The sequence below is a fragment of the Pseudomonas sp. W2I6 genome (assembly GCF_030815935.1).
GTDB lineage: Bacteria > Pseudomonadota > Gammaproteobacteria > Pseudomonadales > Pseudomonadaceae > Aquipseudomonas.
The window spans coordinates 226,970-253,965 of record NZ_JAUSXJ010000001.1; the positions used below are offsets into that span (position 1 = coordinate 226,970).

Annotated in this window: 30 protein-coding genes and 1 tRNA gene; 17 read left to right on the forward strand and 14 right to left on the reverse strand. The window is 57.8% G+C overall.

The genetic code is table 11. The features are described 5' to 3' along the window. Positions 1–89: 89 nt before the first annotated feature. A complete protein-coding gene (locus QF039_RS01080; protein ID WP_003210361.1) occupies positions 90–467 on the reverse strand; it encodes a response regulator in 378 nt (125 codons plus the stop codon). A gap of 188 nt (positions 468–655) precedes the next feature. Between QF039_RS01080 and QF039_RS01085 the strand changes: the two genes are divergently transcribed. The 3 genes from QF039_RS01085 to QF039_RS01095 all read left to right on the forward strand — a co-directional run bounded on the left by QF039_RS01085 (position 656) and on the right by QF039_RS01095 (position 2,503). Next, the gene (locus QF039_RS01085; RefSeq protein WP_177008167.1) at positions 656–1,090 is read left to right on the forward strand and encodes a VOC family protein; all 435 of its coding nucleotides are present in this window, start codon (positions 656–658) and stop codon (positions 1,088–1,090) included. After that, the gene (locus tag QF039_RS01090; RefSeq protein WP_177008166.1) at positions 1,087–1,470 is read left to right on the forward strand and encodes a cytochrome c family protein; all 384 of its coding nucleotides are present in this window, start codon (positions 1,087–1,089) and stop codon (positions 1,468–1,470) included. The genes QF039_RS01085 and QF039_RS01090 overlap by 4 nt, the downstream gene beginning before the upstream one ends. 100 nt (positions 1,471–1,570) lie before the next feature. Beyond that, positions 1,571–2,503: a hypothetical protein gene (locus tag QF039_RS01095; RefSeq protein WP_177008165.1), complete on the forward strand. Its 933-nt coding sequence runs from the start codon at positions 1,571–1,573 to the stop codon at positions 2,501–2,503. Positions 2,504–2,610: 107 nt separating this feature from the next. On the opposite strand, the gene QF039_RS01100 is transcribed toward QF039_RS01095, so the two are convergent. Genes QF039_RS01100 through QF039_RS01110 form a run of 3 tightly spaced genes read right to left on the reverse strand, consistent with a single transcriptional unit; the run spans position 2,611 to position 6,496 of the window. Further along, positions 2,611–4,629: an LTA synthase family protein gene (locus QF039_RS01100; protein WP_307516614.1), complete on the reverse strand. Its 2,019-nt coding sequence runs from the start codon at positions 4,627–4,629 to the stop codon at positions 2,611–2,613. Further along, positions 4,629–5,228, reverse strand: a complete 600-nt coding sequence (locus tag QF039_RS01105) for a hypothetical protein (protein ID WP_177069723.1) — start codon at positions 5,226–5,228, stop codon at positions 4,629–4,631. The genes QF039_RS01100 and QF039_RS01105 overlap by 1 nt, the downstream gene beginning before the upstream one ends. Beyond that, a complete protein-coding gene (locus tag QF039_RS01110; protein ID WP_177020425.1) occupies positions 5,228–6,496 on the reverse strand; it encodes a sialidase family protein in 1,269 nt (422 codons plus the stop codon). The genes QF039_RS01105 and QF039_RS01110 overlap by 1 nt, the downstream gene beginning before the upstream one ends. A gap of 180 nt (positions 6,497–6,676) precedes the next feature. Between QF039_RS01110 and QF039_RS01115 the strand changes: the two genes are divergently transcribed. Both QF039_RS01115 and QF039_RS01120 read left to right on the forward strand, forming a co-directional pair. Beyond that, positions 6,677–7,339 (forward strand): response regulator, encoded by a 663-nt coding sequence (locus QF039_RS01115; RefSeq protein ID WP_177021394.1) that lies wholly within the window; start codon positions 6,677–6,679, stop codon positions 7,337–7,339. Next, positions 7,336–8,733, forward strand: coding sequence for a sensor histidine kinase (locus QF039_RS01120; RefSeq protein ID WP_307516618.1), 1,398 nt, complete (start codon positions 7,336–7,338; stop codon positions 8,731–8,733). The genes QF039_RS01115 and QF039_RS01120 overlap by 4 nt, the downstream gene beginning before the upstream one ends. Here QF039_RS01120 and QF039_RS01125 read toward each other — a convergent pair. The 5 genes from QF039_RS01125 to QF039_RS01145 form a co-directional block, all read right to left on the reverse strand. After that, positions 8,690–9,160 (reverse strand): hypothetical protein, encoded by a 471-nt coding sequence (locus QF039_RS01125; RefSeq protein WP_307516620.1) that lies wholly within the window; start codon positions 9,158–9,160, stop codon positions 8,690–8,692. The genes QF039_RS01120 and QF039_RS01125 overlap by 44 nt on opposite strands. A 9-nt stretch (positions 9,161–9,169) precedes the next feature. Then, entirely contained in the window at positions 9,170–9,448 is a 279-nt protein-coding gene (locus tag QF039_RS01130) for a colicin E3-like toxin immunity protein (protein ID WP_008438442.1), read from the reverse strand. 14 nt (positions 9,449–9,462) lie between these two features. Beyond that, complete coding sequence (locus QF039_RS01135; RefSeq protein ID WP_307516622.1) at positions 9,463–10,626, reverse strand: S-type pyocin domain-containing protein; 1,164 nt, start codon at positions 10,624–10,626, stop codon at positions 9,463–9,465. Between the two features lie 125 nt (positions 10,627–10,751). After that, the gene (locus tag QF039_RS01140; protein ID WP_003210323.1) at positions 10,752–11,072 is read right to left on the reverse strand and encodes a hypothetical protein; all 321 of its coding nucleotides are present in this window, start codon (positions 11,070–11,072) and stop codon (positions 10,752–10,754) included. Positions 11,073–11,109: 37 nt separating this feature from the next. After that, entirely contained in the window at positions 11,110–11,478 is a 369-nt protein-coding gene (locus QF039_RS01145; protein ID WP_003210321.1) for a PH domain-containing protein, read from the reverse strand. A 157-nt stretch (positions 11,479–11,635) separates the two neighbouring features. On the opposite strand from QF039_RS01145, the gene QF039_RS01150 reads away from it, so the two are divergent. Then, positions 11,636–12,271 carry a LysE family translocator gene (locus tag QF039_RS01150; protein ID WP_134325800.1) on the forward strand — a complete coding sequence of 212 codons (636 nt, stop codon included), beginning with the start codon at positions 11,636–11,638 and terminating at the stop codon, positions 12,269–12,271. On the opposite strand, the gene QF039_RS01155 is transcribed toward QF039_RS01150, so the two are convergent. Beyond that, positions 12,268–12,597 (reverse strand): hypothetical protein, encoded by a 330-nt coding sequence (locus tag QF039_RS01155; protein WP_177046425.1) that lies wholly within the window; start codon positions 12,595–12,597, stop codon positions 12,268–12,270. The genes QF039_RS01150 and QF039_RS01155 overlap by 4 nt on opposite strands. 561 nt (positions 12,598–13,158) lie before the next feature. On the opposite strand from QF039_RS01155, the gene QF039_RS01160 reads away from it, so the two are divergent. Continuing rightward, positions 13,159–14,190: a hypothetical protein gene (locus tag QF039_RS01160; RefSeq protein WP_083853252.1), complete on the forward strand. Its 1,032-nt coding sequence runs from the start codon at positions 13,159–13,161 to the stop codon at positions 14,188–14,190. A 131-nt stretch (positions 14,191–14,321) separates the two neighbouring features. Here the strand turns inward: QF039_RS01160 and QF039_RS01165 are convergent, their stop codons facing one another. From QF039_RS01165 to QF039_RS01175, 3 genes are all read right to left on the reverse strand, one after another. Continuing rightward, positions 14,322–14,753 (reverse strand): MaoC family dehydratase, encoded by a 432-nt coding sequence (locus tag QF039_RS01165; RefSeq protein ID WP_087695135.1) that lies wholly within the window; start codon positions 14,751–14,753, stop codon positions 14,322–14,324. Continuing rightward, complete coding sequence (locus tag QF039_RS01170) at positions 14,753–15,418, reverse strand: acetyltransferase (protein ID WP_008438437.1); 666 nt, start codon at positions 15,416–15,418, stop codon at positions 14,753–14,755. The genes QF039_RS01165 and QF039_RS01170 overlap by 1 nt, the downstream gene beginning before the upstream one ends. Positions 15,419–16,050: 632 nt before the next feature. Continuing rightward, positions 16,051–16,135: transfer RNA gene (locus tag QF039_RS01175), tRNA-Leu, on the reverse strand. 108 nt (positions 16,136–16,243) lie between these two features. Here QF039_RS01175 and queA point away from each other — a divergent pair. From queA to QF039_RS01205, 6 genes are all read left to right on the forward strand, one after another. Continuing rightward, positions 16,244–17,293: a tRNA preQ1(34) S-adenosylmethionine ribosyltransferase-isomerase QueA gene (gene queA, locus QF039_RS01180; protein ID WP_307516627.1), complete on the forward strand. Its 1,050-nt coding sequence runs from the start codon at positions 16,244–16,246 to the stop codon at positions 17,291–17,293. 5 nt (positions 17,294–17,298) lie between these two features. Beyond that, positions 17,299–18,414, forward strand: a complete 1,116-nt coding sequence (gene tgt, locus QF039_RS01185; protein ID WP_003210314.1) for a tRNA guanosine(34) transglycosylase Tgt — start codon at positions 17,299–17,301, stop codon at positions 18,412–18,414. A gap of 43 nt (positions 18,415–18,457) precedes the next feature. Further along, positions 18,458–18,796, forward strand: a complete 339-nt coding sequence (yajC, locus tag QF039_RS01190; protein ID WP_003175975.1) for a preprotein translocase subunit YajC — start codon at positions 18,458–18,460, stop codon at positions 18,794–18,796. A gap of 62 nt (positions 18,797–18,858) precedes the next feature. Continuing rightward, positions 18,859–20,727, forward strand: a complete 1,869-nt coding sequence (gene secD, locus QF039_RS01195) for a protein translocase subunit SecD (RefSeq protein WP_003210312.1) — start codon at positions 18,859–18,861, stop codon at positions 20,725–20,727. Between the two features lie 9 nt (positions 20,728–20,736). Further along, entirely contained in the window at positions 20,737–21,651 is a 915-nt protein-coding gene (gene secF / locus QF039_RS01200; protein ID WP_003210311.1) for a protein translocase subunit SecF, read from the forward strand. Positions 21,652–21,774: 123 nt separating this feature from the next. Next, positions 21,775–22,323 (forward strand): glycine zipper 2TM domain-containing protein, encoded by a 549-nt coding sequence (locus QF039_RS01205; RefSeq protein ID WP_003210309.1) that lies wholly within the window; start codon positions 21,775–21,777, stop codon positions 22,321–22,323. A gap of 51 nt (positions 22,324–22,374) precedes the next feature. Here the strand turns inward: QF039_RS01205 and suhB are convergent, their stop codons facing one another. Then, entirely contained in the window at positions 22,375–23,190 is an 816-nt protein-coding gene (suhB, locus tag QF039_RS01210; RefSeq protein WP_003175971.1) for an inositol-phosphate phosphatase, read from the reverse strand. Positions 23,191–23,335: 145 nt separating this feature from the next. On the opposite strand from suhB, the gene trmJ reads away from it, so the two are divergent. From trmJ to QF039_RS01230, 4 genes are all read left to right on the forward strand, one after another. Beyond that, the gene (gene trmJ / locus QF039_RS01215) at positions 23,336–24,106 is read left to right on the forward strand and encodes a tRNA (cytosine(32)/uridine(32)-2'-O)-methyltransferase TrmJ (protein WP_003210307.1); all 771 of its coding nucleotides are present in this window, start codon (positions 23,336–23,338) and stop codon (positions 24,104–24,106) included. A gap of 2 nt (positions 24,107–24,108) precedes the next feature. After that, a complete protein-coding gene (cysE, locus tag QF039_RS01220) occupies positions 24,109–24,891 on the forward strand; it encodes a serine O-acetyltransferase (protein WP_003210306.1) in 783 nt (260 codons plus the stop codon). A 299-nt stretch (positions 24,892–25,190) separates the two neighbouring features. After that, complete coding sequence (gene iscR / locus QF039_RS01225) at positions 25,191–25,682, forward strand: Fe-S cluster assembly transcriptional regulator IscR (protein ID WP_177027913.1); 492 nt, start codon at positions 25,191–25,193, stop codon at positions 25,680–25,682. 50 nt (positions 25,683–25,732) lie between these two features. Further along, complete coding sequence (locus tag QF039_RS01230) at positions 25,733–26,947, forward strand: IscS subfamily cysteine desulfurase (protein ID WP_008438290.1); 1,215 nt, start codon at positions 25,733–25,735, stop codon at positions 26,945–26,947. Positions 26,948–26,996 lie beyond the last annotated feature (49 nt).

Below are 26,996 nucleotides of genomic sequence, written 5' to 3' on the forward strand. Positions count from 1 at the left end.
AACTGGGGGCCTGCTGGCCATGTAAGGTTGCTTAATAACTGACCGCAGGAGTCGCCGTGAAGTTCGCCTTGGCTGATATCGCGATGCTATCAGTGCATGGGCGAACCCTGCACCAGGGCCGACTGCACGCAGTCGATCAGGCGCTTGGTGGTCCACGGCTTGGGCAGGAACCGCACGGTGCTGCCCAACTGCGAGGCCATTGCGGTGTTGCCCGAGGTCAGCACCACCGGCAGCGTCGGCCAGCGATGGGCGACCACCTTGCTCAAGTCGTAGCCATTGAGCAGGCCGGGCATCTGGATATCGCTGACAATCAAGTCTACCGGATCACTGGCTCGTTCAAGAAAAATCATCCCTTCGTCTGCGGACGGGAACGAGGTCACCACCGCGCCGAAATCCTCCAGTACATCTACCATCAACGAGCGAATGATTTCGTCGTCTTCCAGCACCAATATCGATGGCTGAGCCATGATCCTTACTCCACCATCCGGGTTAAGTAAGGTGGAGTGGGGCGCCGTCGATTAGGTTCGATTGGATGTTTTTTTTGCGATGGGTGGTCATTTGGTTGTGTGCGTCAGGGCAGGGCGCTCCATATCAATTGAGTGGCTGTTTCCAGATGTTAATCTCTACAACGCCGACCAAGCCCCCAAGGATCCTTATGTTCATCCGCAACCCCATTGTCCCCGAGCTCATCGTGACAAGTCTCACGGCGAGCCTCGACTTCTGGGTCACCCAGTTGGGTTTCGACATTGCCTATCAGCGCCCCGAAGAAGGCTTTGCCTATCTCGACCAGCAAGGCGCGCAAATCATGCTTGAGCAATACGATCCGGATGCCGGCCAGTGGTTGACCGCACCGCTGGAAAAACCTCTGGGACGAGGCATCAACCTGCAAATCGATGTGCCTGCCGTGGCGCCTGTCTTGCAGCGTCTGGCTGCCATCGGCTGGCCGCTGTTCCGCGAGGTCGAAGACGCCTGGTATCGGGCGGGCGAGGTGGAGGCGGGCCAACGGCAATTCATCGTGCAAGATCCGGATGGCTATCTGGTGCGTCTGGTGCAGCGGTTGGGCGAACGACCTGTGGGGAGCCACTCATGAAATACGCCGCTTTACTCGCCATTGCCTTCATCGGTGGGGCCTTCAGTTTTCAAGCCGTCGCAGAAGGCGATGCCGAAGCCGGTGGAAAGTTATTCAGCAAGACCTGCGGCGGTTGCCATAGCGTCGGCGAAAACGCACGGGGTGGTTTCGGGCCGCAGCTCAACGGCATCATTGGCCGCCCGGCCGGCACGACCACGGATTACCAGTATTCAGATGCGATGAAGAATTCAGGGGTGGTCTGGACGCGGGACAAGCTGGCCGCCTACATCGAGGCACCGAAAAAGGTCGTGAGCGGCACTCGGATGATTTTCTGGGGGATCAGTGATCAGGAGAAGATCGACAACTTGCTGGCCTACCTTGCGACGTTTCAGAAGCAATAGACGTTTGTTACACCGCCTTGGCGGCCAAATGAAGAGCCCGCCAAAGACGGGCTGTGAAGGGATTTTCATGAAGTTGGCGTTGAACTGATAGGGAGTAACGATGAAGGATTTGGTGGGGGCACTGATCGTTTTTATTTCAATAATTTTTTCTGTGACCATTGTATTTCTAGGCGTAGCGCTCGCTACCAAAAAGTCGCGTATGGAAATCCTGAAGACCTTGGGTGGGATGGATTTTGGGCACAATGGCATCGTGCGTATCGCCCAACTATGGGCCCGCAGTTTTCAGCGGTTGTTTGGGACTACGCTGTTTGCCAAGCGGCAAATTATTAGTGTGCCGCTGTATACGCTGGTGGTGTCCGTTGTTTTTTTCAGCGCCTGGTTATTGGATCTGTACTTATTCAACAACCCAGAGCACGTGTTTAATGTCCTGCCGCCGCTTAGTGTTTTGCAGGCGTTTGTGGATTTTTATACCAAGGGCCTGATTGTTGCCGTGGCAATCGACTTCGTCACGATTCAACTCACCAAGTTAAGCATCAACGTTGGAGTGCGGCGAGGTTTTTGCTCTCTGCGTTTTGCGCTGAGTTTCCTGCTGACAATTATGGTGGCCTACGTTCTGTTTACCGCCGCGACGTATTGGTTTCGTTGGTCGGACATGAATGAGCTGTACAACGCCTTACCCGCAGGTGAGGTGAGGCCCAATGTTGAGTATTCACCGTTCAGTGATTTTTATTACGCATTGTCCTTGTTTCAGCCTCCCACGATTATCCATGTCACCTCCCAAGGCTGGATAACGACTTACTTCATGCCGGAGCCGGTACTGCTTTACTGTGCGATTACGGGAACGCTCTCCCTGGTTGCGATCACGCTGGCTTATCTGTTTGCCCAAGGTGTCGAGTTACTCAGACGGTTTTGCCTGGGGTTTGTCAGCAGCGTTGGCACGCCCCGTGCCAACGCGTTGAGCGTTGTGGTGTTTATGGTGTTGGGACTGGTATTGCTGCCGATGTGCCTGTTTGCTGTTTATTTGGTCGTTTAGCACCATCAAGGCAGGTCCGGTCCTGGGCCGCATCGTCGTCATCCGCGGCCTCTTTGACCGGGTAGCGTAAGTGGTTTTTGTGCCGTTGGGGTTGGCCTCCTGGGGCGTCAGCGCACGTTCCGGAACAACATCAATCGCGCACTCTCATGCAGGCCACGGGTCAGCCCCTGCAACCGCTCAAACTCCTCGGGATACTGCTGAGCCACATTGTCCCTCGGCGTTTGCGACGCCAGGTCATGCAGGGTCGGCGAGCTGCCGTCGTGCTCCATTTGCAGCAGGAAGTCCTTGGTCACGCCGCCGATCAGCGGGAACGTGCCCTCGCGCAATACCAGCGGCACCACGCGCTCGCCTTCCGGCGCAGGTTGCTGGATATCCCGGCCCATCGCGCCATTGCGGAACGGTATGCCCGCCATGCCGGCCACGGTCGGCAGCAGGTCCGCCAGGCCGACGGCTTCTTCGATCACCCGGGGTTGCAGGCCGGGCGCGTGGATCATCATCGGCACGTTGTTGCTTTCCAGTCCAAGCTGCTCGAATGCCGGCGCCATGTGCGGAATCTGGCTGATTCGGGTGTTGTGGTCGCCGAAAAACACGAAGATGGTGTTGTCGTAGTAACCGCCAGCCTTGGCGATTTCCATCAGGCGGCCGATGTTGAAGTCCAGCAGGCGCACGGCGTTGTACTGCTCGACGCTGCGGCTGCCTGCGGCCTGGACTTGTTCCACGGTGAGGTCATGCACCTTGAAGCCATCGTTGGTCTTGGGGATGGTAAACGGTCGGTGGTTGCCGGAGGTTTGCAGGTAGGCGAAGAACGGTTGGTCCTTGGGGATGGCCCGCAGCAGTTCGTCGCCTTCCTTGAACAGGTCCAGATCCGAAACGCCCCACACGTCCACCCGTGGCGAGCGCCAGTGGCTTTCGTCATACAGCTTCACGCCGTCGATGCTCTGGCGGATCAAGGCGTTGATATTCGCCCAGCCGGCATTGCCGCCGATCATGTAGAGCTTCTGGTAGTCCTCGAACGCATTGATCAAGGTGTGTTGCCGGGTGATCAGCGGGTTGCGGGTCGCCGTCTCCTGGCGGGTAACGTCGGGCACGCCGGTGATGCTCGCCCACACGGTTTTGGCGGTGCCGGTGACGGGCACGTAGAAGTGTTTGAAGAACCAGCTTTCCTTCGCCAGCTTGTCGAGGTTCGGCGTGGGGTTCAGCGGGTTGCCATAGGCGCCCACGGCGCTGGTGCCGAGGGACTCGAGCATCACGAAGATCACGTTCGGCGGGCGCTCGCCCTTGAGCTGATAAGGCTGCACGGCTTGTTCACGGGCGAAGTTCAACTGCTCGGGGTCGGGCTGGCTGACCCCCAGATAATTCGCGACTTGCGGGTAATGCTCTCGTACCCGCGCCTCATCGAATTGCGACTGGCCGACCTTGAGGGTGTCGTACAGAAACAGCACCGGGTTGAGGCCCACGGCGGCGATCTGGTTGTTGCCGGAAAAGAACGCGTCGCTCCAGCGCAGGGGCACCGGGTTTTCGATATTGAGGTTGGCGACGCGGCCGAGCAGGGCCAGCAATACCGCGATCACGCCGACGGTGGCCACGGATGCGATGGCCAACTTGCCAATGGGTTTGCGTTCGCCATCCAGGGTGATGCGTTCAAGGCGAACCAGGGCGTAGGTCCACAGGCCGACGGCGGTAAGCCAACTCAAGGTTATCCATAGCACCGGGTAGGTTTCCCACACCATCTGTTGGGAAATCTGCGCGTCTTCCAGGTAACGCAGCACCGTGGCGTTGATGCGCACACCGAGGTAGGCGTAGTGGCCGAAGTCGATGATGTACACCAGCCCGACGGTGGCCAGCGCCAGCAGCAGATAACCCCGTGCCAGCCAGCGCAGGGCGGGGACAGTCATCAGGTTCCAGCGTGGCAGCCAGGCGAGCAGTGCCAGGGGCAACAGGATCAGCACCGCCAGGCGCAGGTCGAAACGCAGGCCGATGCCCACGGTTTCCAGCAGTGCGGGCTCCCTCAGGCCGACCCCGGAAAATCCCCATACAAACACCAGCCGCAGTGCCGCCAGCAACGCAAATACCAAACCGATCGCGCCCACGCCGTAGCGCAGGCGGCGCGAGTGCAACCATCCCATCATTGACCTCTGTGCAATTTTAAAAGAGGGCGCCAGGCAGCCATCGCCAGCATCCACAACCCGGCCACCAGGCAGTAGCCCGTCAGCAGTGGGTCGATCAGATAGTCCCAGTAGTTTTCCGAGGCCTTGAGCCGCAGCGCGAACGCCAGGGTGCCCGCCGCGAGCATCCACACCGCCAGCGTATTACGCAGCCAGAGCATCAACAGTGCTGCCGCGCCTATCAGCACGATCATCGGCCGAGGGTTGAAACCCCAGCGGTAGGGGTCGAAATACGTCAGGCCCATCGTTGCCGGGTACAGCACCAGGCTCAGGATGCCAAACAGCAGCAGCACCTGGACCTTCTGCGGGCGCTGGAGCGGCTGCACCACACCCAACCGGCACAGGCTGACCCACGCCAGCAACACCAGGGTGCTGATGGCCAGGTCATCGGTGAAGCTGCGCACATACGCCGCCAACGGCAGTTCGTTGACCGGGATAAAACTCACCACCACCAACACCGGCAGCAGCCAGGGGCGCCAGGGTGTTGTGACGCGCAACAGGCTGAGCAGCACAAAACCCAACAGCACAAAACTCAAATGCGCTTGCCATACAGAAACCATCACAGGCGCTCCGACAGCCAGGCTTCGTTGAAGCTGACATGTTTGATAAAGGTGTTATTCCACGAGTACACCAGGTGGTACATGCCGTCCGGGCTGCGGCTGAAGTACGGGTACTCGTATTCGAAATCGCAGCCACGGGGCTTGCACACCCGGTAATCCAGGTTGCTGAGGAAGCGTTGTTCCAGCGGCAGGCGCAGGGCGCCGCTGGAGGCGCGGAAGCCTTCGCCGATGATTTCCTTGTAGGCCTCGGGGGAGAACGGTTGGCCCAAGGGGTCGGGGGATTGGTCCAGTTCCACCACGGTGCGCCACTGATTGAGCTTGGCATCGGTGCCGTACAGGCTGAGCTTGAAGCGGCCGTCCTGCAGGTCGTTGAGGGCCACGAGCAAACCGTCGCCTTCAGTGCTGACGGCTGCCAGCGAGGAGTTGGGATTGGACGGTTCCAGTGGGTAAGGCTCGCTCCAGGTTTGGCCGGCGTCTTCGGTGCGGCTGGCGAGGACTCGGTGATGGGTTTCGCCGGCGTAACGCAGCATGGCGATGGCGCGTTGGCCGTCCTGCGGGACGATGGTCGGCTGCAGCGAGTTCTTCCCACGGCTGATACGGAATTTGTCGACCACCGCACCGTCGGGGCTCAGGTACAGGTACTCGGCGAATTTGCCCATGAACTCGTGGTACACCGGCAGGCCGATGGAACCGTCGGCGTGGAATACCGGTGCGGCGCGCACCAGCGTGCTGATATTGAAGAAAGGCGAGGTGATCAGTTGCCGAGGGGCCGACCAGTTCGTCCCCAGGTCATCCGAGACCATCACGTTGATCGCGCTGGTGGCCCAGCCGCCTACCGACACCGAAACGTAGAACATCCACAGGCGATTGTCCGGTGCCAGGGCGATCACCGGGTTGCCCAGCTTGCGGATGTAGCGGTGCGTGCCGTCGCGCGTGCTTTCGCGGGTGGCCAATACTTGCTCCGGGCCCCACTCGGCGCTTTTCGCGTCAAAGCGCGCGGTGCGCACCTGCACATCGGCGGCGCCCTCGCGGGACCCGGCAAACCACACGGCCATCAGGTCGCCGCCGGGCAGGGCAGTGACCGAGGAGGAATGCACAAAGTCATTGAGCTGCGAGGAGACAAACCGGCTGCTGTATTGCGGGGCGGCCGCTGCAGGGGACGTGTCCTTGCCAGCTTGGGCAAACGGCGCCAGCACGTGGGGCGGGTGACTGGTCCAGGCAACTAGAAACACCAGTAGCAGACTGCAGATCGTTAAAGGCGCGCGTATCGAAAACGTGTCGAAAAAAGGCTTGTTGCGCACAGAAACACTCTCAACAGGCATAGGAGGTTTCACTGTGCAAAACCAACCTTAGCGAAAGCTTAGTTGGCAACGGCCCGTAACATCTTTCCCGAAATAGCCTCGACGGTTACACGGCATCATGCCGCCGGTTACTCCAGAGAATCAGTTATGCGCCTGCTCCTTGTCGAAGATGATCGTGCCCTTGGCCAAGGGATTCGTGTAGCCCTGGGCGCCGAAGGCTACACCCTGGACTGGCTGCAGGATGGCGTCAGCGCCTTGCACGCGCTGCGCACCGAAAGCTTCGACTTGCTGCTGCTTGACCTCGGCCTGCCACGCCTCGACGGCCTGACTCTCTTGCAAACCCTGCGCGCCGAGCAATACGACCTGCCGGTGCTGATCCTTACCGCCCGCGACGGCACCGCCGAGCGCATCGCCGGCCTGGACGCCGGCGCCGACGACTACCTGGTCAAACCCTTCGACGTCGAAGAATTCAAGGCCCGTGTGCGCGCCCTGTTGCGCCGCAGCCAGGGCCGCGCGCAGCCATTGCTGGAACATGCGGGCGTGAGCCTGGACCCGGTGACCCAACAGGTCAGTTATCAAGGCGAGGACGTTGTGGTCACGCCGATGGAATACCAACTGCTCCATCAACTGATGGTGCGCCCCGGCAAAGTCGTCACCCGCGAGCGGTTGTCCCGCGCGCTGTACGGCTGGCAGGACCGCGTCGAAAGCAACACCCTCGAAGTCCTTATCCACAACCTGCGCAAAAAACTCTCCACCGAACTGATCCGCACCGTGCGTGGCGTGGGCTACATGGTGGAACTCAAACCATGAATTCGGTCCGCGCGCGCATCCTCATTCCGGTGCTGGTGCTGATCCTGCTGGGAGATGGCCTGATCAGTTGGCTGGTGCTGCGGGACAGCCACCACGAAATCGAAGAAGTCTACGACGCCCAACTCGCCCAAAGTGCCCGTTTGCTGCAAGGCGTACTGCGCCAGCGCGACCCCGGCGATGCCGACTGGGACCGCCTGTACCAGGCTTTCGATCAAGCCATGAGCCGCGTCGGCGAAGACGGCGCCGCGCACCCCTACGAAACCCGCCTGACCTTTCAGGTATGGCGCACCGACGGCCAACTGCTGGTGCGCTCCACCGACGCGCCGATCCTCAACGCACCGCCCACCACCCTCGGGCCTCACGACCTGATGGAAAACGGCAATGACTGGTGCGCGTTCATGCTCGCCGACATGCAACAAGGCCTGCTCATTTGGGTGGGCGAGCGCGACGACATTCGCCAGGACGTGATCCAGCGCATCATCCGCCACACCCTCTGGCCCATCCTGATTGGCGTGCCGCTGCTGGCGTTGTTGATCTGGCTGACCATCGGCTGGGGCCTCAAGCCCCTGCGCGCCATGGCCCAGGCCATTCGCGGGCGGGACAGCAATACGTTGCGACCGCTGCAGCTTGAGCCATTGCCCACGGACCTGGAACCGATGCAAACCGCGCTGAATCGCCTGCTGGTGCAGGTGGATGACCTGCTGGGGCGGGAGCGTCGGTTTATCGCGGACGCGGCGCATGAACTGCGCACGCCGTTGGCGATATTGCGCATTCACGCGCAGAACGCCCAGAGCGCGGGTACCGGGGAGGAGCGGCGAGAGGCGTTGGACTTCCTGGTGAATGGCGTGGACCGGGCGACGCGCATTGGCAGCCAGTTGCTGACCATGGCGCGGATCGAGCCGCAGTTGAACAACACCGTTCGCGTGCGCGTTCCGTTGACGGAGTTGGTGCGTGAAGAGCTTGCGGAACTGACGCCCCTGGCGATGGAGAAAGGCGTTGAGTTGGTGCTGGAAGGGGATGAGGAATGCTGGATTGAAACGGACCCGATAGCGTTGGCGATTGCGCTGCAGAACCTGGTGACCAATGCGCTGAATTTCTCGCCGGCGGGGAGTGAGGTGAGGGTGATGGTGCGGGGGACGGATTCAGGAGGGGTGCAGCTGTGTGTGGAGGATGCGGGGCCGGGGATTGATGAAGGGGAGATTGGGCGGTTGTTCGAGCGGTTCTATAGTCGTGGGAATGCGAATGGGGCGGGGTTGGGGTTGGCGATTGTGCAGATGATTGTGGGGAAGATCGGGGGGCGGTTGGAGTTGTATAGCCGGGAGGTGGGTGGGTTGTGTGCGCGGTTGAGTTTTAGCGCCTGTGGGGTGGAACCGGTGGGAATACCACACCGTTGAAGGTGTGGGTGCAGCAGTCGCAAAACGGCTTCATGAACGCGGGTGTCAGTTGTGGGTTAACCTTTTGCAGCAGGCCAGCCTCGTCGACATACAAGCCGCTGTAGTAACTGGATTCGTCCGTTCGTACGTACTCTTTTTTGTCGCTTTCATGCAGAGCAACCATCCAGAACACAGGTTCCGGGCGGTCCAGGCGGGCGTTGGCTTCGCTGAACACACCATCCCAATGATGGCCGACCTTGGACAGAAGAAACCGAAATAGTGGCGTGTAATCGAGACCGTGCCGGTGATGGCTATGCATTGATCCACGGCTGAGCATGGAATTCTTTTCACTTTTACTATGGCGTTGTTGCCTGTAGGTGCGGCAACTGCCGTGACGCACGTTGTGCGTGCGGGTGTTGACTGAGCGGTAGAGAGGGGGCTTTTTCATTGGATTCCTTTATGGTTTCTTGGAGGATTGGGGCGGCCATGTGCCTTGGTAGCTGAAAGAGATTTGGTAATCGAAGTTCACGGGTTCAATTACGTGCTGGAAATGCGGTTGGATAGTCGCTATCCAGCTTGGGCGAACGTTGAACACGTCCGCATATATCGCCGTTTCTTGACTCAACCCTAGTGTTTCAAAAAAGCTCTCCGCGTCATCAATATCTGCCGAGTATTCATCTGCCTTCACGTAATTGCTTTGCTTGTCGTACCAACGCAATCTGACTTTCATAACCATGATGTGTTTTCCACTTATCTGTATATGCGGCGTTCGGGTTTTGCTCGACCTCGGCGCTCACCGGTGTAGGGATCGAATGCGTCTAGGTGGGCAAGGTCACTGTTTCGATAGACTTCTAATTCGCCTTTCTTGGAATCCCACTCAAATATTTTCCTCCCTTTGGCATCTATCCAGCGCTCGCGTAAGCCGCTACCGCCTTTTCTAGGTGTCACGGGTCTTTGGTCTATCAGACCTGGAAAGCCTGTTATGTCTGCAGCGTTGGGGGCCGGGAAATAATCATGGTCCGGTTTTTTAAGCCCCTTTCGTGGTTCGTTAACCACCACATACAGCGGCCGAACCCCCGACTCCACCGGAAACACCAGAATAAAATCCCGATACTCCGGCGGATAAATCGGATTCACCAGAATCTGCTTTGCAGCCTCCGTCGGCGGATAAATCCACATCACCGGTGCTTGCGGTGCAGCCTCCAATGCCGGTATGCCAAGGGTGTCGCCAGGATCAATGGCCGGCGTCCAAGTAAGCTCCACACCCTCGCCAAGATCCGCCACGAACTGACTGTCACGACTCTGAAACTGCACCACATCGATCATCTGCCAGTCGGTATTTTTACCGGTGTAAAACCCATATCCCTTCAGCGTCCCATCGGCGCGTTGCTCGATATGCAACCGCATCCGCGAACGGGCTTTTTGCAGGTGACGAAGCTGCTCTTCGCTATAGAGCGCACTGTCGCCAAGCTCCGACGGCCAGGCCAGCGCCACCAGCCCTGCAAGCAACCCCCCAGCGGCGGCACCGACCGCCGCAGCCGCGGACTCCAACGCGGATGTACGCAGCACAAGCTGGCCAAGCCCAACGGGTAGGGGACTACCGCTGATTTTCCTGAGGGATACGCCGCCTTGGCTGTCCACTTCCCGTCCGCCTAACAGCGTGAAGTGACCGTAATCCTTGATCAGCTCAAGCGGCACATAACCGGTGGGGTTGTTGTAGCTGATGATCCCGTCGGGCAGTTGGCACGACTTGGCGAATACCAGGCCTGGAATCCTTGCAGGTTCAGGCGATGGCGCAGAAGGTGCTTCGTACAAATCAATGAACGGTGAATACGGAATCTGCTTAGGCTGCGGCGTCAGGATTCGCCGCTTCAGCTGCTCTTCTTCGGTAATTGGATACGCGCGCTCTGTCATGACGACTCACTTCCCTGTGCAAGGAAGCGAGCCTATGAGAGCGGAGAAGAACCTGAAATTCTCGTTGTTCAATGGGAGGTGTGGGAAAAGTCACTTTAGCAATCGCTACATTGATTCAAGCACGCTTACTCTGCCTGAGAGCGCTGTATCTGCGCGCCCAACTGCGCGGCTTTATTACGTAACCCGTCCAACCGGTCGTTCAACTCCTTGTATCCAGGCTTCCAGGAAAAAACGCCGCCTTCGCTGCTTTGTCCAAGAACGAGGTCATTGAACGAGCCCATTCCGCCGTATGCAGAGCGCAAATAGGTGATTCCGGAGTAATCGGATGCTTGCAATAAGGTTTTGGCCTTACGCATCCATCGGCTCCAGTGATTGTCCCCATCGCTTTCCAGCAGGATGGCAAGTTCCTCAAGCACATCGATTAGCTCTGCGGTTTTTGGGCCCATAGTGGGAAATCCTTAAAAGCGGAGTTTTCGTAACGGTTCAAAGCACATGCCTGGAAATCACCCTCGATATCTCAACAATCGACGTCTTCCCCGTGAACTCAAACTTCACTTTCCCCACCGCCGAAAAGTAAATCTCCAACTCCGAATCCAGGTCAAAGGTCCCCGAGGTTTCCACCGAATACGCGACGATATTTTTATACGGCAGGGACGTGAAATCCTTTTTGCTGCCGGTAATTCCCTGCACGTTCACGGCGATGATGCGCTTGGTGGTGAACACCACCCCATCGCGCATGGCCTTGTAGGAATCGATGACCTGCTCATCATCCAGCAGCAATGACGAAACGCGCTCGGCGTATTCGTTGTTTTGCTTGAGCTTGAAGAAGCCTTTGTTGTTGAAGTCGATCATGTGCCTTTCCTTGGGTGAGTGGTGCAGCAGACGCCGGTACCGGTGTATGACGTTTTGCTCGCGGATCTGTATCTAACGGCGTTCCTTTTATCGACCTACCATGGCGCCAACAACCCGCCGGCCATTACAAGGTTTTACGTCGTCAAGGAGCCACAACATGCCCGAACTCTCCAGCGTGCTTGCCTACGGCCTGATCTCGCTCGGCATGGTGCTGACGCCCGGCCCGAACATGATTTACCTCATTTCGCGGTCGATCTGCCAGGGGCGAGTGGCCGGGCTGATTTCCCTGGGCGGCGTTGCGATGGGTTTTGTCGTCTATATGTTCTGCGCGGCATTGGGTATCACCGCGTTGGTGATGGCGGTTCCCTATGCCTACGACGCGCTGCGGCTCGGCGGGGCGCTGTATCTGGTTTACCTGGCCTGGCAGGCGGTGAAGCCGGGTGGCCGGTCGCCCTTCCAGGTGCGGGACTTGCCCAAGGACAGCCCGCGCAAGCTGTTCATGATGGGCTTTGTCACCAACCTGCTGAATCCCAAAGTGGCAGTGATGTATCTGTCGTTGCTGCCCCAGTTTATCGACCCCAACGGGCACGCCAGTGTGCTCTCGCAATCGCTGGTACTGGGCTTTACGCAGATCATGATCAGCGTGAGTGTCAACGGGCTGATCGCTCTTATGGCGGGCTCGATCGCGGGGTTCTTCATCCGCAAACCGGTCTGGCAAACCGTACAGCGCTGGTTGATGGGCTCGGTGCTGATGGGCCTGGCTGTACGCATGGCGGTCGAAGGCAGGCGTTAAAGGATCGCCTTCAGGTAATCCTTGAGTGCGTTGAGCGGGGCATTGAGTTCTTCGAGTGTCGTCGCTTGGCGCGCATCCACCGCAAGCCGTTGCAGCTCGCGGCCCATCACGGTGTGTGCACCGCCCAGGGATTCGAGGGCCAATGCCAGGCACTCGTCGATCTTATGCTGGATGGCATTGATATCGCCCTTGCGCACCAGCAAGCCAAACACCTCCCGCTCATAGCCGTCCATGACCAGGTCGTCCCGCAGAATCGGGCTCGCGTCTTCGGTCTCATGCACCAGCTTGAGCGCAAAAAGTGCTACAGCTTCCAGCGTCTGTTCCATGGCCAAGGTTCCTCTTTTCTCGCGTTCGCCCGCCCATCATCACTTTCCTGCAGGCGAAAAAAAGACCTTGGATTTCAAGGTCTTTTTAAGATGGTCGCCTCATTGGGAGGGCCAAGCTATTCAGCAACCTTGAGGGCCATAGGTGTTTAAAGTTCGTCCATACACGTGACCATAGAGGAAGGTTTGTGTGACGACGTTTTGTTGCAACTGTTGCCCTGTGAAGATGGCGGGCCGCGACAAGTATACTTACGCAGTGTGCTTACTGTCTGCCTTTGAGGTTGATCCAAACATTGGCCGAGATTTGAAGGGGAGGCAGGGTCGTACGATCAATGTCCAGTAGGCGCATCATATCCTTGGTCGGGCGCGCCGCTCAGTCCAGGGCAACGCTGGTCACTGCGCTTGGCGCTACGGCAGGCTTACCGAATCGAGCGCTCACGTGGTGCCAGAATTTAGGGGGGCTGAGAAAATCCCTACACATTTCTTTACTTTTATACTGTTTATATGTACAGTTGTTTCTCGCCAGGAAGGCGAGACGATTTAATTTAAGGAATAAGGTAACCAATGTATCAAGATACTCCATATGTGTTTATGCCAAGCGCATCGCTCGATAACGGGCCACAGCTAAGATCAATCATTCAGGCTGGATATCGTTGGATTCAAATCAATCGGGACGTATGCCCGATCAAGACCCCCGTATCTCTCAATAAATTGGATTTAACTCCGGCTCATGGCCTCATCATCGAGCCAGCACCGGGGATTGAAAAGGTACGAATTGATTCAAGCGGAATCGGCCGCAACCCCAACTCCCCTACCGATCCAAGTTATGCTGCGTTTGATTACCAAGGAAAGGTACGCCCGGCAAGTTATCTTGTTCGCGCAGCAGGTCTGAATCAAACTGAAATTTTCGTCGCTGACGCGACAAAGTATGTGGCGGGGGATTGGATTGTAATTTCGGACGCATCGACTAATTTTGCAAGTATGCCTCTGCCACTCGACGGACCGATGGAGGTTCGCCAAGTTCTCCGCGTGCTTGGTGGCTCCTTGGTAATTAATAACGCCTTGAAGACGGCACATCCTAACGGCGCTATTGTGGCAACTTGTGTGCCGATTCGTAACGTCTTTATTCGAGGTCTTGAATTTACGGGGAACTCCGCCGTAGGCGTGCATTTACATTACGCTCAGCATTGTACAGTGCAGAACATCACGTCGGTTAATTGGAAAGGACGAGCGCTTGTTCTTATTGATAATGGCGGCAATAACAACTCTGTGATCGACTGTTATTGCACCGGCACTGTGCCAGGCGGTGGGCCAGAGCAGAATGCTTGGGGTGTCGTGATGGAAGGGCAGGACTCATCCCGCATGATAAATAGCGGCGGCGAGCTTTGTGGGAATGGCAGTGCAATGAATTACTGTATTGACAGCGTGTCGGTCGACGCAAGGGCTCGTCGCAATAATGTTAACGTTGGAGTCTACACTCAATCGCTGAGAAGTGGCTTTCTTCGCCCGAGGACCGACATGCCTCTCATCCTTGATCGTTACGAAAGCCCGGAAAACACTGAATGCTATATTTCTAATATGCAAAGTTTTTCTTAGGCGAGTGGCGCATTGTGTTGAGGGGTACTATTGTAATTTAGTCTCCAACTGTAAGCCTTGAAGCTCTCGAGTTGAGATAATCATTCTGCGCCATTGATGAAACCGCCCCGCCCAAAAAAGCGGGGTGGTTGCTATTTGTTTGGGATAAAGATTTCTGCAGATCCGCTAATGACTTTCTTGCCTTTTACGCTACAGATAGTATCGAAAAAAACTCGGCGTTTTTCCAAGTCTACTTTAGTTACTGTAACTTCGGCAACGATAGTGTCGTCAATATAGACGGGGCGTAAAAAATTCAGGCTCTGCGATACATACACACAACCAGGCCCCGGGATTTTTGTGCCGAATATGGCAGAGAAAAACCCAGCAGACATTAATCCATGTGCGATACGCTTGCCAAACCTTGAAGCCTCAGCATATTCTCTGTCGACGTGTACAGGGTTGTGGTCGCCACTAATACCTGCAAATGCCTTGATATCAGCGTCCGTTATAGTTTGAGAGTAGCTTGCCTTCATTCCAACTGTAATTTCAGCAATGGGAACGGACCCCATGGTAAAGTCTCTCATCAGCTGCCCAGTCCCTTTCGAAGTGGTTTGGCCGGGTTTCCGACAACTACGGTGCCCGGTGCAACGCTCTTGGTCACTACGGCTCCCATCCCAACAACAGCCCCTTCACCAATGACAATTGGTTTTTCTGGTGTTCCCTGCTTAATAATGGCACCTGTTCCTATATAGGCATGATCTTCTATGGTGACGTTACCGTTACATTTTACGCTTGGTGCGAAAGTTACGAAGTCACCTATCGTGCAATCATGTGCGACATAAGAGTACAGGTTGGCGTGAAAGTATTTCCCGATTTTTGTATTGGATGTAATGGTTGTGAATGGGCATAAAATTGCGCCCTCACCTATTACGTTGCAATCTAAACTTACACTGTTATTGATGGAGTGTATTGTGAATGGCAGCGCTCCCGAAGAAATCATTTCGGCGGCAATTCGCTCGCGAATCCTGCTATTACCTATGGCGATGTTGAAGAATTTTTCGCCTGATGACAATGCATTGAATTCAGCGGTGGTCATCACTGCTACGCCGTTAATCTCTGCCGCTTGCGATCCATCATCGACAAATACAATCTGAAATTTTTCCTCGCTGAGCACGCCGAGTTTCTCTCTTACGAGTGGCAGCACTTCTCGGCCAAATCCCCCAGCTCCAACAATTGCATAAGTATTCATGTTGACTCCTTTTAACGAATTTGGGCAGCTGTCAAGTCACGGCCGGCCCCGAATGAAATTGCTTCGTCACCGACGAGTTGTTGTGTGCCTGCCTTTTGTCATCGTGCCTGGGCTATACCGTCAAAACGATGCGCTGCATGACGATGTTCCTTGTGATTGTCTATCGTCTTGTAAAGAGGCGGCGGTTCTAAAGGGGTTGATTGTACTGTGTTCTGTTGTAATGAGCTTCTACCGGGTGCTCACCTTCGTGCTGAGCTCTGGCCTGAAGCGGCCGGTCAGGGCGTCGCCTGACGCGTCCTTGGCTCGCACATGGATCATGTTCCGCAGTGACTGGCAGGCTTGCTTGCGGCGCACGGAAGTAAGTACGAGCGACGTCATAGGTCTCACAGCACTGCTTGGCTTCGGGTTCAAGTGATAACAGGACTGTGTCAGCGAGAAGGGCGCGCTTGATGCCGGACCGCTTCAATTTTCATGGAGCCAAGTTCGTATTTTTGGCGAACATACATCAACGCCGAATAAGACAACAAGGAACATACTGGAAAAAGAAGGGATAAGCAGAAGCAAGAAAGCCGGCGCAGTGGCCGGCTTTGCTGTGTATCAGCAGCATGTCAGAACAACATGAAACCTTTAGATGGTGCCCCGAGGGAGACTCGAACTCCCACTCCTTTCGAAAACGGATTTTGAATCCGCCGCGTCTACCAATTCCGCCATCAGGGCTCAATGGCGGCGAAGTATAGAGATGAGATTACCGTTGGTCAATCACGTTTCATGGTCAATTTTCACTATTTCCGCTAGACTTCCCGGCCCTGCTAGACGAACCCCATCATGCGCGTTGCTGACTTTACTTTTGAGCTCCCTGATTCGCTGATCGCTCGCCATCCTTTGGCCGAGCGTCGCGCCAGTCGACTGCTGACCCTGGACGGGGTCAGCGGTGCCCTCGCACACCGTCAATTCACTGATTTGCTTGAGCATTTACGCCCAGGCGACTTGATGGTTTTCAACAATACCCGGGTGATTCCGGCTCGCCTTTTTGGCCAGAAAGCATCCGGCGGCAAGCTGGAAATTCTGGTGGAGCGGGTGCTGGACAGCCATCGCGTGCTGGCCCATGTGCGCTCCAGCAAGTCGCCGAAACCGGGTTCGAAGATCCTTATCGATGGCGGTGGCGAAGCAGAAATGCTGGCCCGTCATGATGCGTTGTTCGAGCTTGGGTTTGCCGAGGAAGTGTTGCCGCTGCTGGAACGCGTCGGCCATATGCCGTTGCCTCCTTATATAGACCGCCCGGATGAACACTCGGACCGCGAGCGTTATCAGACGGTGTATTCCCAGCGCCTGGGCGCGGTGGCTGCACCGACGGCGGGGCTGCATTTCGACCAGCCGCTGCTGGATGCGATTGCCGCCAAAGGCGTTGAAACGGCCTATGTGACCCTGCACGTGGGGGCCGGCACGTTTCAGCCGGTGCGTGTGGATAACATCGAAGACCACCATATGCACAGCGAGTGGCTGGAAGTCAGCCAGGACGTCGTGGATGCGGTTGACGCGTGCAAGGCGCGCGGCGGGCGGGTGGTGGCGGTCGGTACGACCAGCGTGCGCTCGCTGGAAAGCGCGGCGCGCGATGGCGTGCTCAAGCCGTTCAGTGGCGACACAGACATCTTTATCTACCCGGGCCGGCCGTTTCATTTGGTCGATGCCCTGGTGACCAATTTCCATTTGCCGGAATCCACGCTGTTGATGCTGGTGTCGGCATTTGCCGGTTATCCCGAGACCATGGCCGCTTATCAAGCCGCCATCGATAACGGATACCGTTTTTTCAGCTACGGTGATGCGATGTTTATCACCCGTAATCCGGCGCCGCGCGGCCCAGAGGAACAATCATGAGTCGTATGTCGTTTGAATTGCTGGCCACGGATGGTAAAGCTCGCCGCGGCCGTTTGACTTTCCCTCGCGGTACCGTCGAGACCCCGGCTTTTATGCCGGTCGGTACCTACGGCACGGTAAAAGGCATGCTGCCGCGTGACATCGTCGCCACGGGCGCCGAAATTATCCTGGGCAACACCTTCCACCTGTGGCTGCGCCCGGGCACCGAAGTGATCAAGAAGCATGGCGACCTGCATGACTTCATGAAGTGGCAAGGCCCGATCCTCACTGACTCCGGTGGGTTCCAGGTGTTCAGCCTGGGCGCCATGCGCAAGATCAAGGAGGAGGGCGTGACCTTCGCCTCCCCGGTGGACGGCGCCAAAGTGTTCATGGGCCCGGAAGAGTCGATGCAGGTGCAACGTGACCTGGGCTCCGACATCGTGATGATTTTCGACGAGTGCACGCCGTACCCGGCCGATGAAGACGTCGCGCGGATTTCCATGGAGCTGTCGTTGCGTTGGGCCCAGCGCTCGAAAAACGCCCATGGCGATAACACCGCTGCCCTGTTCGGTATCGTGCAGGGCGGCATGCATGAAAGCTTGCGCAAGCGCTCGCTGGAAGGCCTGGACAAGATCGGCTTCGACGGCCTGGCCATCGGCGGCCTGTCGGTGGGCGAGCCCAAGCACGAGATGATCAAGGTGCTGGATTACCTGCCGGGCCTGATGCCGGCTGACAAACCTCGTTACCTTATGGGCGTTGGCAAACCGGAAGATCTCGTAGAGGGTGTGCGCCGCGGTGTGGACATGTTCGATTGCGTGATGCCAACCCGTAATGCCCGCAATGGGCATCTGTTCATCGATACAGGCGTGCTGAAGATCCGTAACGCGTTCCATCGCCATGATGAATCGCCGCTGGATCCTACCTGTGACTGCTACACCTGCCAGAACTTCTCGCGCGCTTATCTGCACCATCTGGACAAGTGTGGGGAAATGCTGGGTAGCATGTTGAATACCATCCACAATTTGCGTCACTACCAAGTCCTGATGGCTGGTTTGCGCGAGGCTATTCAACAGGGTACATTGGCCGCCTTCGTCGATGCCTTCTATGCCAAGCGCGGGCTGCCTGTGCCGCCCTTGGACTGAGTTTTCCGACCCTAAGATTCACTATTTGCAACTGGAGTGCTAAATGAGCTTTTTTATCTCTAATGCCATGGCTGATGCCGCTGCACCGGCCGCTGCCGGTCCTATGGGCGGTGGTTTTGAGTGGATTTTCCTGGTCGGCTTCCTGGTCATCTTCTACCTGATGATCTGGCGTCCACAGGCCAAGCGCGCTAAAGAGCAGAAGAACCTGCTGGGCAGCTTGCAGAAAGGCGACGAAGTTGTGACCACTGGCGGCATCGCCGGCAAGATCACTAAAGTGTCCGACGCTTTCGTGGTTCTGGAAGTCTCCGACACCGTAGAAATGAAGTTCCAGAAGGGCGCCATCGCTGCCACGCTGCCAAAAGGCACGCTCAAAGCGATCTAAGTAACAACCTTTACCAATCGACGGGGCGCGCAAGGCGCCCCGCGTTATAAGCGGGCGGCGTGATGCTGAACAAATACCCTCTGTGGAAATACGTACTGATCCTGGCGGTGCTGGCGATCGGTTTTATTTATTCCGCTCCCAATCTCTATCCTGATGACCCGGCTATCCAGATCACTGGCGCCAGCACTGCGCTGCAGGTCAATCAGGCTGATCTGGACCGTGCGAGCAAGGCGCTCACCGACGCGGGTATCCAGGTTAAAGCGGCAAGTTTGGCTGCTGATGCGAAGGGCGGCTTGTTGCGCCTGACCAAGCAAGAAGACCAATTGCCGGCAAAAGACGTTGTGCGCAAGGTCATGGGTGATGACTACGTCGTCGCACTGAACCTGGCACAGACCACGCCAAAATGGCTGCGCGCGATCGGCGCACACCCGATGAAGCTGGGTCTGGACTTGTCCGGTGGTGTGCACTTCCTGCTGGAAGTGGACATGGACAAGGCCCTCGACGCTCGCCTGAAAGTCTACGAAGGCGATGTGAAGAGCCTGCTGCGTAAAGAGCGCCTGCGTTATCGCAGCCTGCCGCAGCTCAACGGTGCCATACAGCTGGGCTTTGCTGACGAAGCAACCCGCGAACAGGCCCGTGCGCTGATCCGCAAGAACTTCAACGATTTCGACATTGTTCCGGCCGACCTCAATGGTCAGGCGGTACTGCGTCTGGCGATGACCCCGGCCAAGCTGGCGGAAATCCGTGAATACTCGATCAAGCAGAACTTGACCACGGTACGTAACCGCGTCAACGAACTGGGTGTGGCCGAGCCGATCGTTCAGCGCCAGGGTGCCAACCGCATCGTGGTTGAACTGCCGGGCGTGCAGGACACCGCTGAAGCCAAGCGTATCCTGGGTAAAACAGCCAACCTGGAATTCCGCCTGGCGGCTGAGCCGGGTGCTACCCGTGCTACTGCAGAAGAGTTCGAGTTCCGTGAAGGCAATCGTCCACCTGCACTGATCGAGCGTGGCTTGATCATTACAGGTGACCAGGTGACCGACGCCAAGGCTGGTTTCGGCGAGCACGGTACGCCTGAAGTGAACATCCGCCTGGATGGCCACGGCGGCGAACTGATGAGCCGCGCAACCCGCAGCAACGTCGGTCGCAGCATGGCGGTGATCTTCATCGAGCAGCGTCCTGTCACCACCTACACCAAGCAAGTGGTCGACGGCGTCGAGAAAGACGTACCGGTACAGACCTTTAAAGAAGAGAAGAAGATCATCAGCCTGGCGACCATCCAGTCGCCGCTGGGTGCTCAATTCCGCATCACCGGCCTGAACGGCCAGGGTGAGTCGTCCGAACTGGCGCTGCTGCTGCGTGCCGGTGGCCTGGCCGCCCCGATGTACTTCGCTGAAGAACGTACCATCGGCCCGAGCCTGGGTGCTGACAACATCACCAAGGGTATCGACGCTGCACTGTGGGGCATGCTGTTCGTCTCCCTGTTCATCATCGCCATCTATCGCTTCTTCGGCGTCATCGCCACCGTCGCGCTGGCGGGCAACATGGTGATGCTGCTGGCCCTGATGTCGCTGCTGGGTGCAACGCTGACCCTGCCAGGTATCGCCGGTATCGTACTCACCATGGGTATGGCGGTTGACGCCAACGTACTGATCTTCTCGCGGATTCGTGAAGAGATTGCTGCGGGCATGACCGTGCAACGGGCAATCAACGAAGGCTTCGGCCGGGCATTTACTGCAATTCTCGACTCCAACCTGACCACCCTGTTGGTCGGCGGGATTCTCTTTGCCATGGGCACCGGCCCGGTCAAAGGTTTTGCGGTGACCATGTCCCTCGGTATCTTTACCTCGATGTTCACGGCCATCATGGTGACCCGCGCAATGGTCAACCTGATCTTTGGCGGACGTGACTTCAAGAAGTTGTGGATTTAAGGGGCTGCCATGTTACGTACAATCAACTTCATGGGCGTTCGCAACGTTGCGTTCGGCTTCACCATGCTCCTTACCGTTCTGGCGTTGTTCAGCTGGTTCCATAAGGGCCTGAACTACGGTCTGGACTTCACCGGCGGTACGCTCATCGAGCTGACCTACGAGAAGCCGGCCGACGTTAGCCTGGTGCGCAACGAGCTGGTCAAGGCCGGCTATCACGAAGCTATCGTGCAGAGCTTTGGTGCAACCACCGACCTGCTGGTGCGTATGCCGGGCGAAGACCCGCAACTGGGTCACCAGGTAGCCGAGGCCTTGCAGAAGGTCGGCGGCGACAACCCGGCGTCGGTCAAGCGCGTCGAGTTCGTGGGCCCGCAGGTAGGTGAAGAGCTGCGCGACCAGGGCGGCCTCGGCATGCTGATGGCGCTGGTCGGCATCATGATCTACCTGGCTTTCCGCTTTCAGTGGAAGTTCGGTGTCGGCGCCATTGTGTCGCTGATCCACGACGTGATCGTGACCGTGGGCATCCTGGCCTACTTCCAGATCACCTTCGACCTGACGGTATTGGCGGCGGTGCTGGCGATCATTGGTTACTCCCTCAACGACACCATCGTGGTATTCGACCGGGTGCGTGAGAACTTCCGGGTACTGCGCAAGGCGACGTTGATCGAGAACATCAACATCTCCACCACCCAGACCCTGCTGCGCACCATGGCGACGTCGATCTCCACCTTGCTGGCGATTGCCGCACTGATGGTGTTCGGTGGCGACAACCTGTGGGGCTTCTCGCTGTCGCTGTTCATCGGCGTGCTGGCGGGTACCTACTCGTCGATCTACATCGCCAACGTGGTACTGATCTGGCTGAACCTCAACAGCGAAGACTTGATCCCTCCTGCCAGCACCGGCAAGGAGGTCGACGACCGCCCTTGATGGGTGATTGTTGATCTGCTGTTACAAATAAGGCGCGAGTATTGAACTCGCGCCTTTTTTTTTGCTCCAAGGCTGGGTATAGCGCGGATCGTTCGGTCCGTTTGTGATGGTCAGGAGGTTCACGTGAACAAGTCGTTACTGGTTGGTGCGGTATTGGGTGCTGTCGGTGTGACTGCCGGGGGTGCTGTTGCCACCTACAGCCTGGTAAAAAGCGGCCCTGAGTATGCGCAAGTGCTGGCGGTGCAGCCGGTGAAAACCCAGATTAAAACCCCGCGTGAAGTCTGCAAGGATGTTGCCGTAACCCGGCAGAAACCTGTGCAGGATCAGCATCAGATCGTCGGTACGGTGGTCGGTGCGCTGGCGGGCGGCCTGTTGGGTAATCAGGTCGGCGGCGGTAATGGCAAGAAGCTGGCCACCGTGGCCGGTGCGGTCGGTGGCGGTTACGCTGGTAACAAGGTTCAGGAAGGCATGCAGAACCGCGATACCTACACCACCACGCAAACTCGTTGTAATACCGTTAATGACATCAGCGACAAGGTTGTCGGGTACGACGTACGTTACACCCTGGACGGCAAGGAAGGCTCCGTGCGCATGGATCGTGATCCAGGCAACCAGATCCCCGTCGACAAGGAAGGGCGCCTGGTTATCGGTCAGAACCAGCCGCAGCAGTAATCCCAGGTATAAAAAAAGCACCCCGAGGGGTGCTTTTTTGTGCTCGCTCGCTTAGCGCTTCAGCGAAGCCGGCAGGTGCGGCTGGATCGCCGTCAGGACTGCCTTGAAGCATTTGGTGTTGCCGGCAACCACGTGACCCTTCTCCAGGAAGTCGTGACCACCGGTGAAGTCGCTCACCAGGCCGCCCGCTTCTTGAATCAGCAGTGCGCCTGCAGCCATGTCCCACTCGGACAGGCCCGACTCCCAGAACGCATCAAAACGACCGGCAGCGACATACGCCAGGTCCAGGCTGGCTGCGCCGGCGCGACGGATGCCGGCGGTCTGGCCAACCAGGGCGCGGAACATGCCCAGGTAGTTTTCCAGGTTGTCCATCTGGTCGTCACGGAACGGGAAGCCGGTACCCAGCAGGGCGCCGTCGAGGCTGGTGCGACCGCTGACGCGCAGGCGGCGACCGTTCAACTGGGCGCCACGGCCACGGCTGGCGGTGAATTCTTCCTGGCGAACCGGGTCCAGCACAACGGCGTGTTCCAGGCGGCCACGGTATTTGCAGGCAATGCTCACGGCAAAGTGCGGGATACCGCGCAGGAAGTTGGTGGTGCCATCCAGTGGGTCGATGATCCACAGGTAGTCTTCGCCTTCGCCGCTACCTTTGTGCAAACCGGTTTCTTCACCGAGGATGCCGTGGGTAGGGTAGGCCTTGCGCAGCGCGTCGATGATTTTCTGCTCGGCGGCGCGATCCACCTCGGATACGTAATCCTTGGCGTCTTTTTCGTCGACCTTGATGGTATCCAGGCGCTCGATGGAGCGGAAGATCAATTCACTGGCGCTGCGGGCGGCGCGCAGCGCGATATTCAGCATGGGCTGCATGGATGTGTCACCTAAGGTTGTTAAAGAAAGCCGAGCATTCTAGCAGAAACTTTCTTCAGGTGAAGGACGACGTTACCTTTCATGGCATAACCTTAGGCTGTTCTGTAAGATTTGCTCCCCTTTCCCGTGTCCGAGAGCGCCTCCCTTGCTGCAAAACATCCGTGTCGTCCTCGTCAATACCAGTCATCCCGGCAATATCGGCGGCGTGGCGCGAGCCATGAAGAACATGGGGCTGACGCGCCTGGTGCTGGTGGAGCCGCGTGTGTTCCCGCACCACGAGGCCGATGCGCGCGCGTCCGGCGCCAATGACATCCTCGAAAAAGCCCAGGTCGTTGCCACCCTGGAAGACGCCCTGGTCGGCTGCAACCTGGTGCTCGGCACCAGCGCTCGCGACCGTCGCATCCCCTGGCCGCTGCTGGATCCTCGCGAATGCGGGACCAAAGTCGTGGAAGAGGCCGCCGGCGGCGCTGAAATCGCCTTGGTATTCGGCCGTGAAGACTCCGGCCTGACCAATGAAGAGCTGCAGCGATGTCATTATCACGTGCACATCCCATCAGACCCCGAGTTCAGTTCGCTGAACCTCGGGGCAGCGGTGCAGGTGTTGAGCTATGAAGTGCGCATGGCCTGGCTGGCCGCTGAAGGCCAGCCAAGCAAGGTTGAAAAGGACGAGGTTGCATCGACCAAGAGTGGCGAACTGGCCACCATGGACGAGCTTGAGCGGTTCTATGAGCACCTGGAGCAAACCCTGGTGGCCATCGAATTCCTCGATCCGGAAAAACCGCGGCACTTGATGGCGCGCCTGCGTCGGTTGTACGGACGCAGCTCGGTCAGCCGGGCAGAAATGAATATATTGCGTGGCATCCTCACGGAAACCCAGAAAGCGGCCCGTGGCGAGCTTCTTAAACGGAAGGATTAAAAATGTTCGAGCGTTTGCGAGAAGATATCCAGAGTGTTTTCCACCGTGACCCGGCGGCGCGCAACGCCTTTGAAGTGCTGACCTGCTACCCGGGCATGCACGCGATCTGGATCCATCGCCTGTCCGGCGCCTTGTGGGGCATGGGCTGGAAATGGCTGGCGCGGCTGGTGTCGAACTTCGGCCGTTGGTTGACCGGGATTGAGATTCATCCGGGCGCCAAGGTCGGCCGCCGCTTTTTTATCGACCACGGCATGGGCATCGTTATCGGCGAGACCGCCGAGATTGGTGATGACGTGACCCTGTACCAGGGCGTGACCCTGGGTGGCACAACCTGGAACAAAGGCAAGCGCCACCCTACGCTTGAAGATGGCGTTGTAGTCGGGGCGGGCGCGAAGGTGCTCGGTCCGTTTACCGTGGGTGCGGGCGCCAAGGTCGGCTCCAATGCTGTGGTGACCAAGGCTGTACCGCCTGGCGCAACGGTTGTCGGCATTCCCGGGCGGATCATCGTCAAGCCGGAAGTGGGTGATGAGCAGGAAGCCAAGCGCAAGGCCATGGCCGAGAAGATCGGCTTCGATGCCTATGGCGTCAGCGAAGACATGCCTGACCCGGTAGCGCGTGCCATCGGTCAGTTGCTGGATCACCTGCAAGCGGTGGACGGCAAGCTGGACGGTATGTGCGGTGCCCTGAAAGACCTCGGCAGCAGCTACTGCGCCAAGGATCTGCCTGAGCTGCGCAAGGAAGACTTCGCCGAGATCAAGGACGAAAGCGCTACCAAAGCTGGCTGACTCTTGAGCCGGTCGCGATACCTGTGGGAGCTGGCTTGCCTGCGATGGCGGCGAGTCAGTGCCGGAAAGGCTGGCTGGCAAACCGCTATCGCAGGCAAGCCAGCTCCCACATTTGATCTCCATTGGTCTTGAGGTTGGGGGCTTGGCCCTGTTCCCGCTGGTCCATCCCGTCCCGCCCTGCTATGATTCGCGCGCCCTTTTTACGGGTATTCCTGACTAAAGTACTAGGTCTTATAGTTGACTTAAATACTCGGGAATCGCATACTTGCTCCCATTCTGAAACACCTTGGTACTTGTCCATGAGACTGACTACAAAAGGCCGATACGCGGTGACCGCCATGCTTGACCTGGCCTTGCACGCGCAAAATGGGCCGGTGTCCCTGGCCGATATCTCCGAGCGCCAAGGCATTTCCCTGTCCTACCTCGAGCAGTTGTTCGCCAAGTTGCGCCGCAGCAATCTGGTTTCCAGCGTTCGTGGTCCAGGCGGCGGCTATCAATTGTCCCGCGAGATGCAGGGCATCCAGGTCGCCCAGGTGATCGACGCGGTGAACGAATCCGTCGATGCCACCAAATGCCAGGGCCTGGGTGATTGCCACGCAGGCGATACCTGCCTTACGCACCACTTGTGGTGTGACCTGAGCCTGCAGATCCATGAGTTTTTGAGTGGTATCAGCTTGGCTGATCTTGTGACTCGCCGTGAGGTGCAAGAAGTAGCCCAGCGTCAGGACCAGCGCCGTTGCAACACCAAGGCGCCGCGTCTGGACAAGATTGAAGCGTCCGCCGTCGAGTGACAGCCGAAGAGCTAACGGCACGCCAGCCAGCCTGATTTAGGAGAAAGTCCATGAAATTGCCGATTTACCTTGATTACTCAGCGACCACCCCGGTTGATCCGCGTGTCGCGCAAAAGATGAGCGAATGCCTGCTGGTTGACGGAAACTTCGGTAACCCGGCGTCCCGTTCCCACGTTTTCGGCTGGAAAGCCGAAGAAGCAGTGGAAAACGCTCGTCGCCAGGTCGCTGACCTGGTGAATGCCGACCCACGTGAAATCGTCTGGACCTCCGGTGCCACCGAGTCCGACAACCTGGCAATCAAGGGTGCGGCGCATTTCTACGCGACCAAAGGCAAACACCTGATCACCACCAAGATTGAGCACAAGGCTGTCCTCGACACCATGCGCCAACTGGAGCGTGAAGGTTTTGAGGTTACCTACCTCGAGCCAACCACCGACGGTATCGTGACCCCTGCGATGATCGAAGCCGCGATGCGTGAAGACACCATCCTGGTTTCCGTGATCCACGTGAACAACGAAATCGGCACCATCAACGACATCGCCGCCATCGGCGAGCTGACCCGCTCCAAGGGCGTGTTGCTGCACGTCGACGCTGCGCAGTCCACCGGCAAGGTCGATATTGACCTGTCGAAACTGAAAGTCGACCTGATGTCGTTCTCTGCCCACAAGACCTACGGCCCTAAAGGCATTGGCGCGCTCTACGTGAGCCGCAAGCCTCGCGTACGTATCGAAGCCACCATGCACGGCGGCGGTCACGAGCGCGGCATGCGTTCGGGCACCCTGGCGACCCACCAGATCGTCGGCATCGGCGAAGCGTTCCGTGTGGCCAAGGAAGACATGGCTGCCGAAAACGTGCGCATCAAGGCCCTGAGCGATCGCTTCTACAAGCAGGTCGAGCACCTTGAAGAGCTGTACATCAACGGCAGCATGACCGCCCGTGTACCGCACAACCTGAATTTGAGCTTCAACTACGTCGAAGGCGAGTCGCTGATCATGGCGCTCAAGGACCTGGCGGTTTCGTCCGGCTCGGCCTGCACCTCGGCTTCCCTTGAGCCGTCTTACGTCCTGCGCGCCCTGGGCCGCAACGACGAACTGGCTCACAGCTCGATCCGCTTTACATTCGGCCGTTTCACCACCGAAGAAGAAGTCGACTACGCCGCGCAGAAAGTCTGCGAGGCCGTCACCAAGCTGCGTACCTTGTCCCCGCTGTGGGACATGTACAAGGACGGTGTCGACATTTCCAAGATCGAGTGGGCGGCACACTAAATATAGAAGCCGCCACCCAAAAGGCTCTGTAAAGACGTGGCGGAAAACG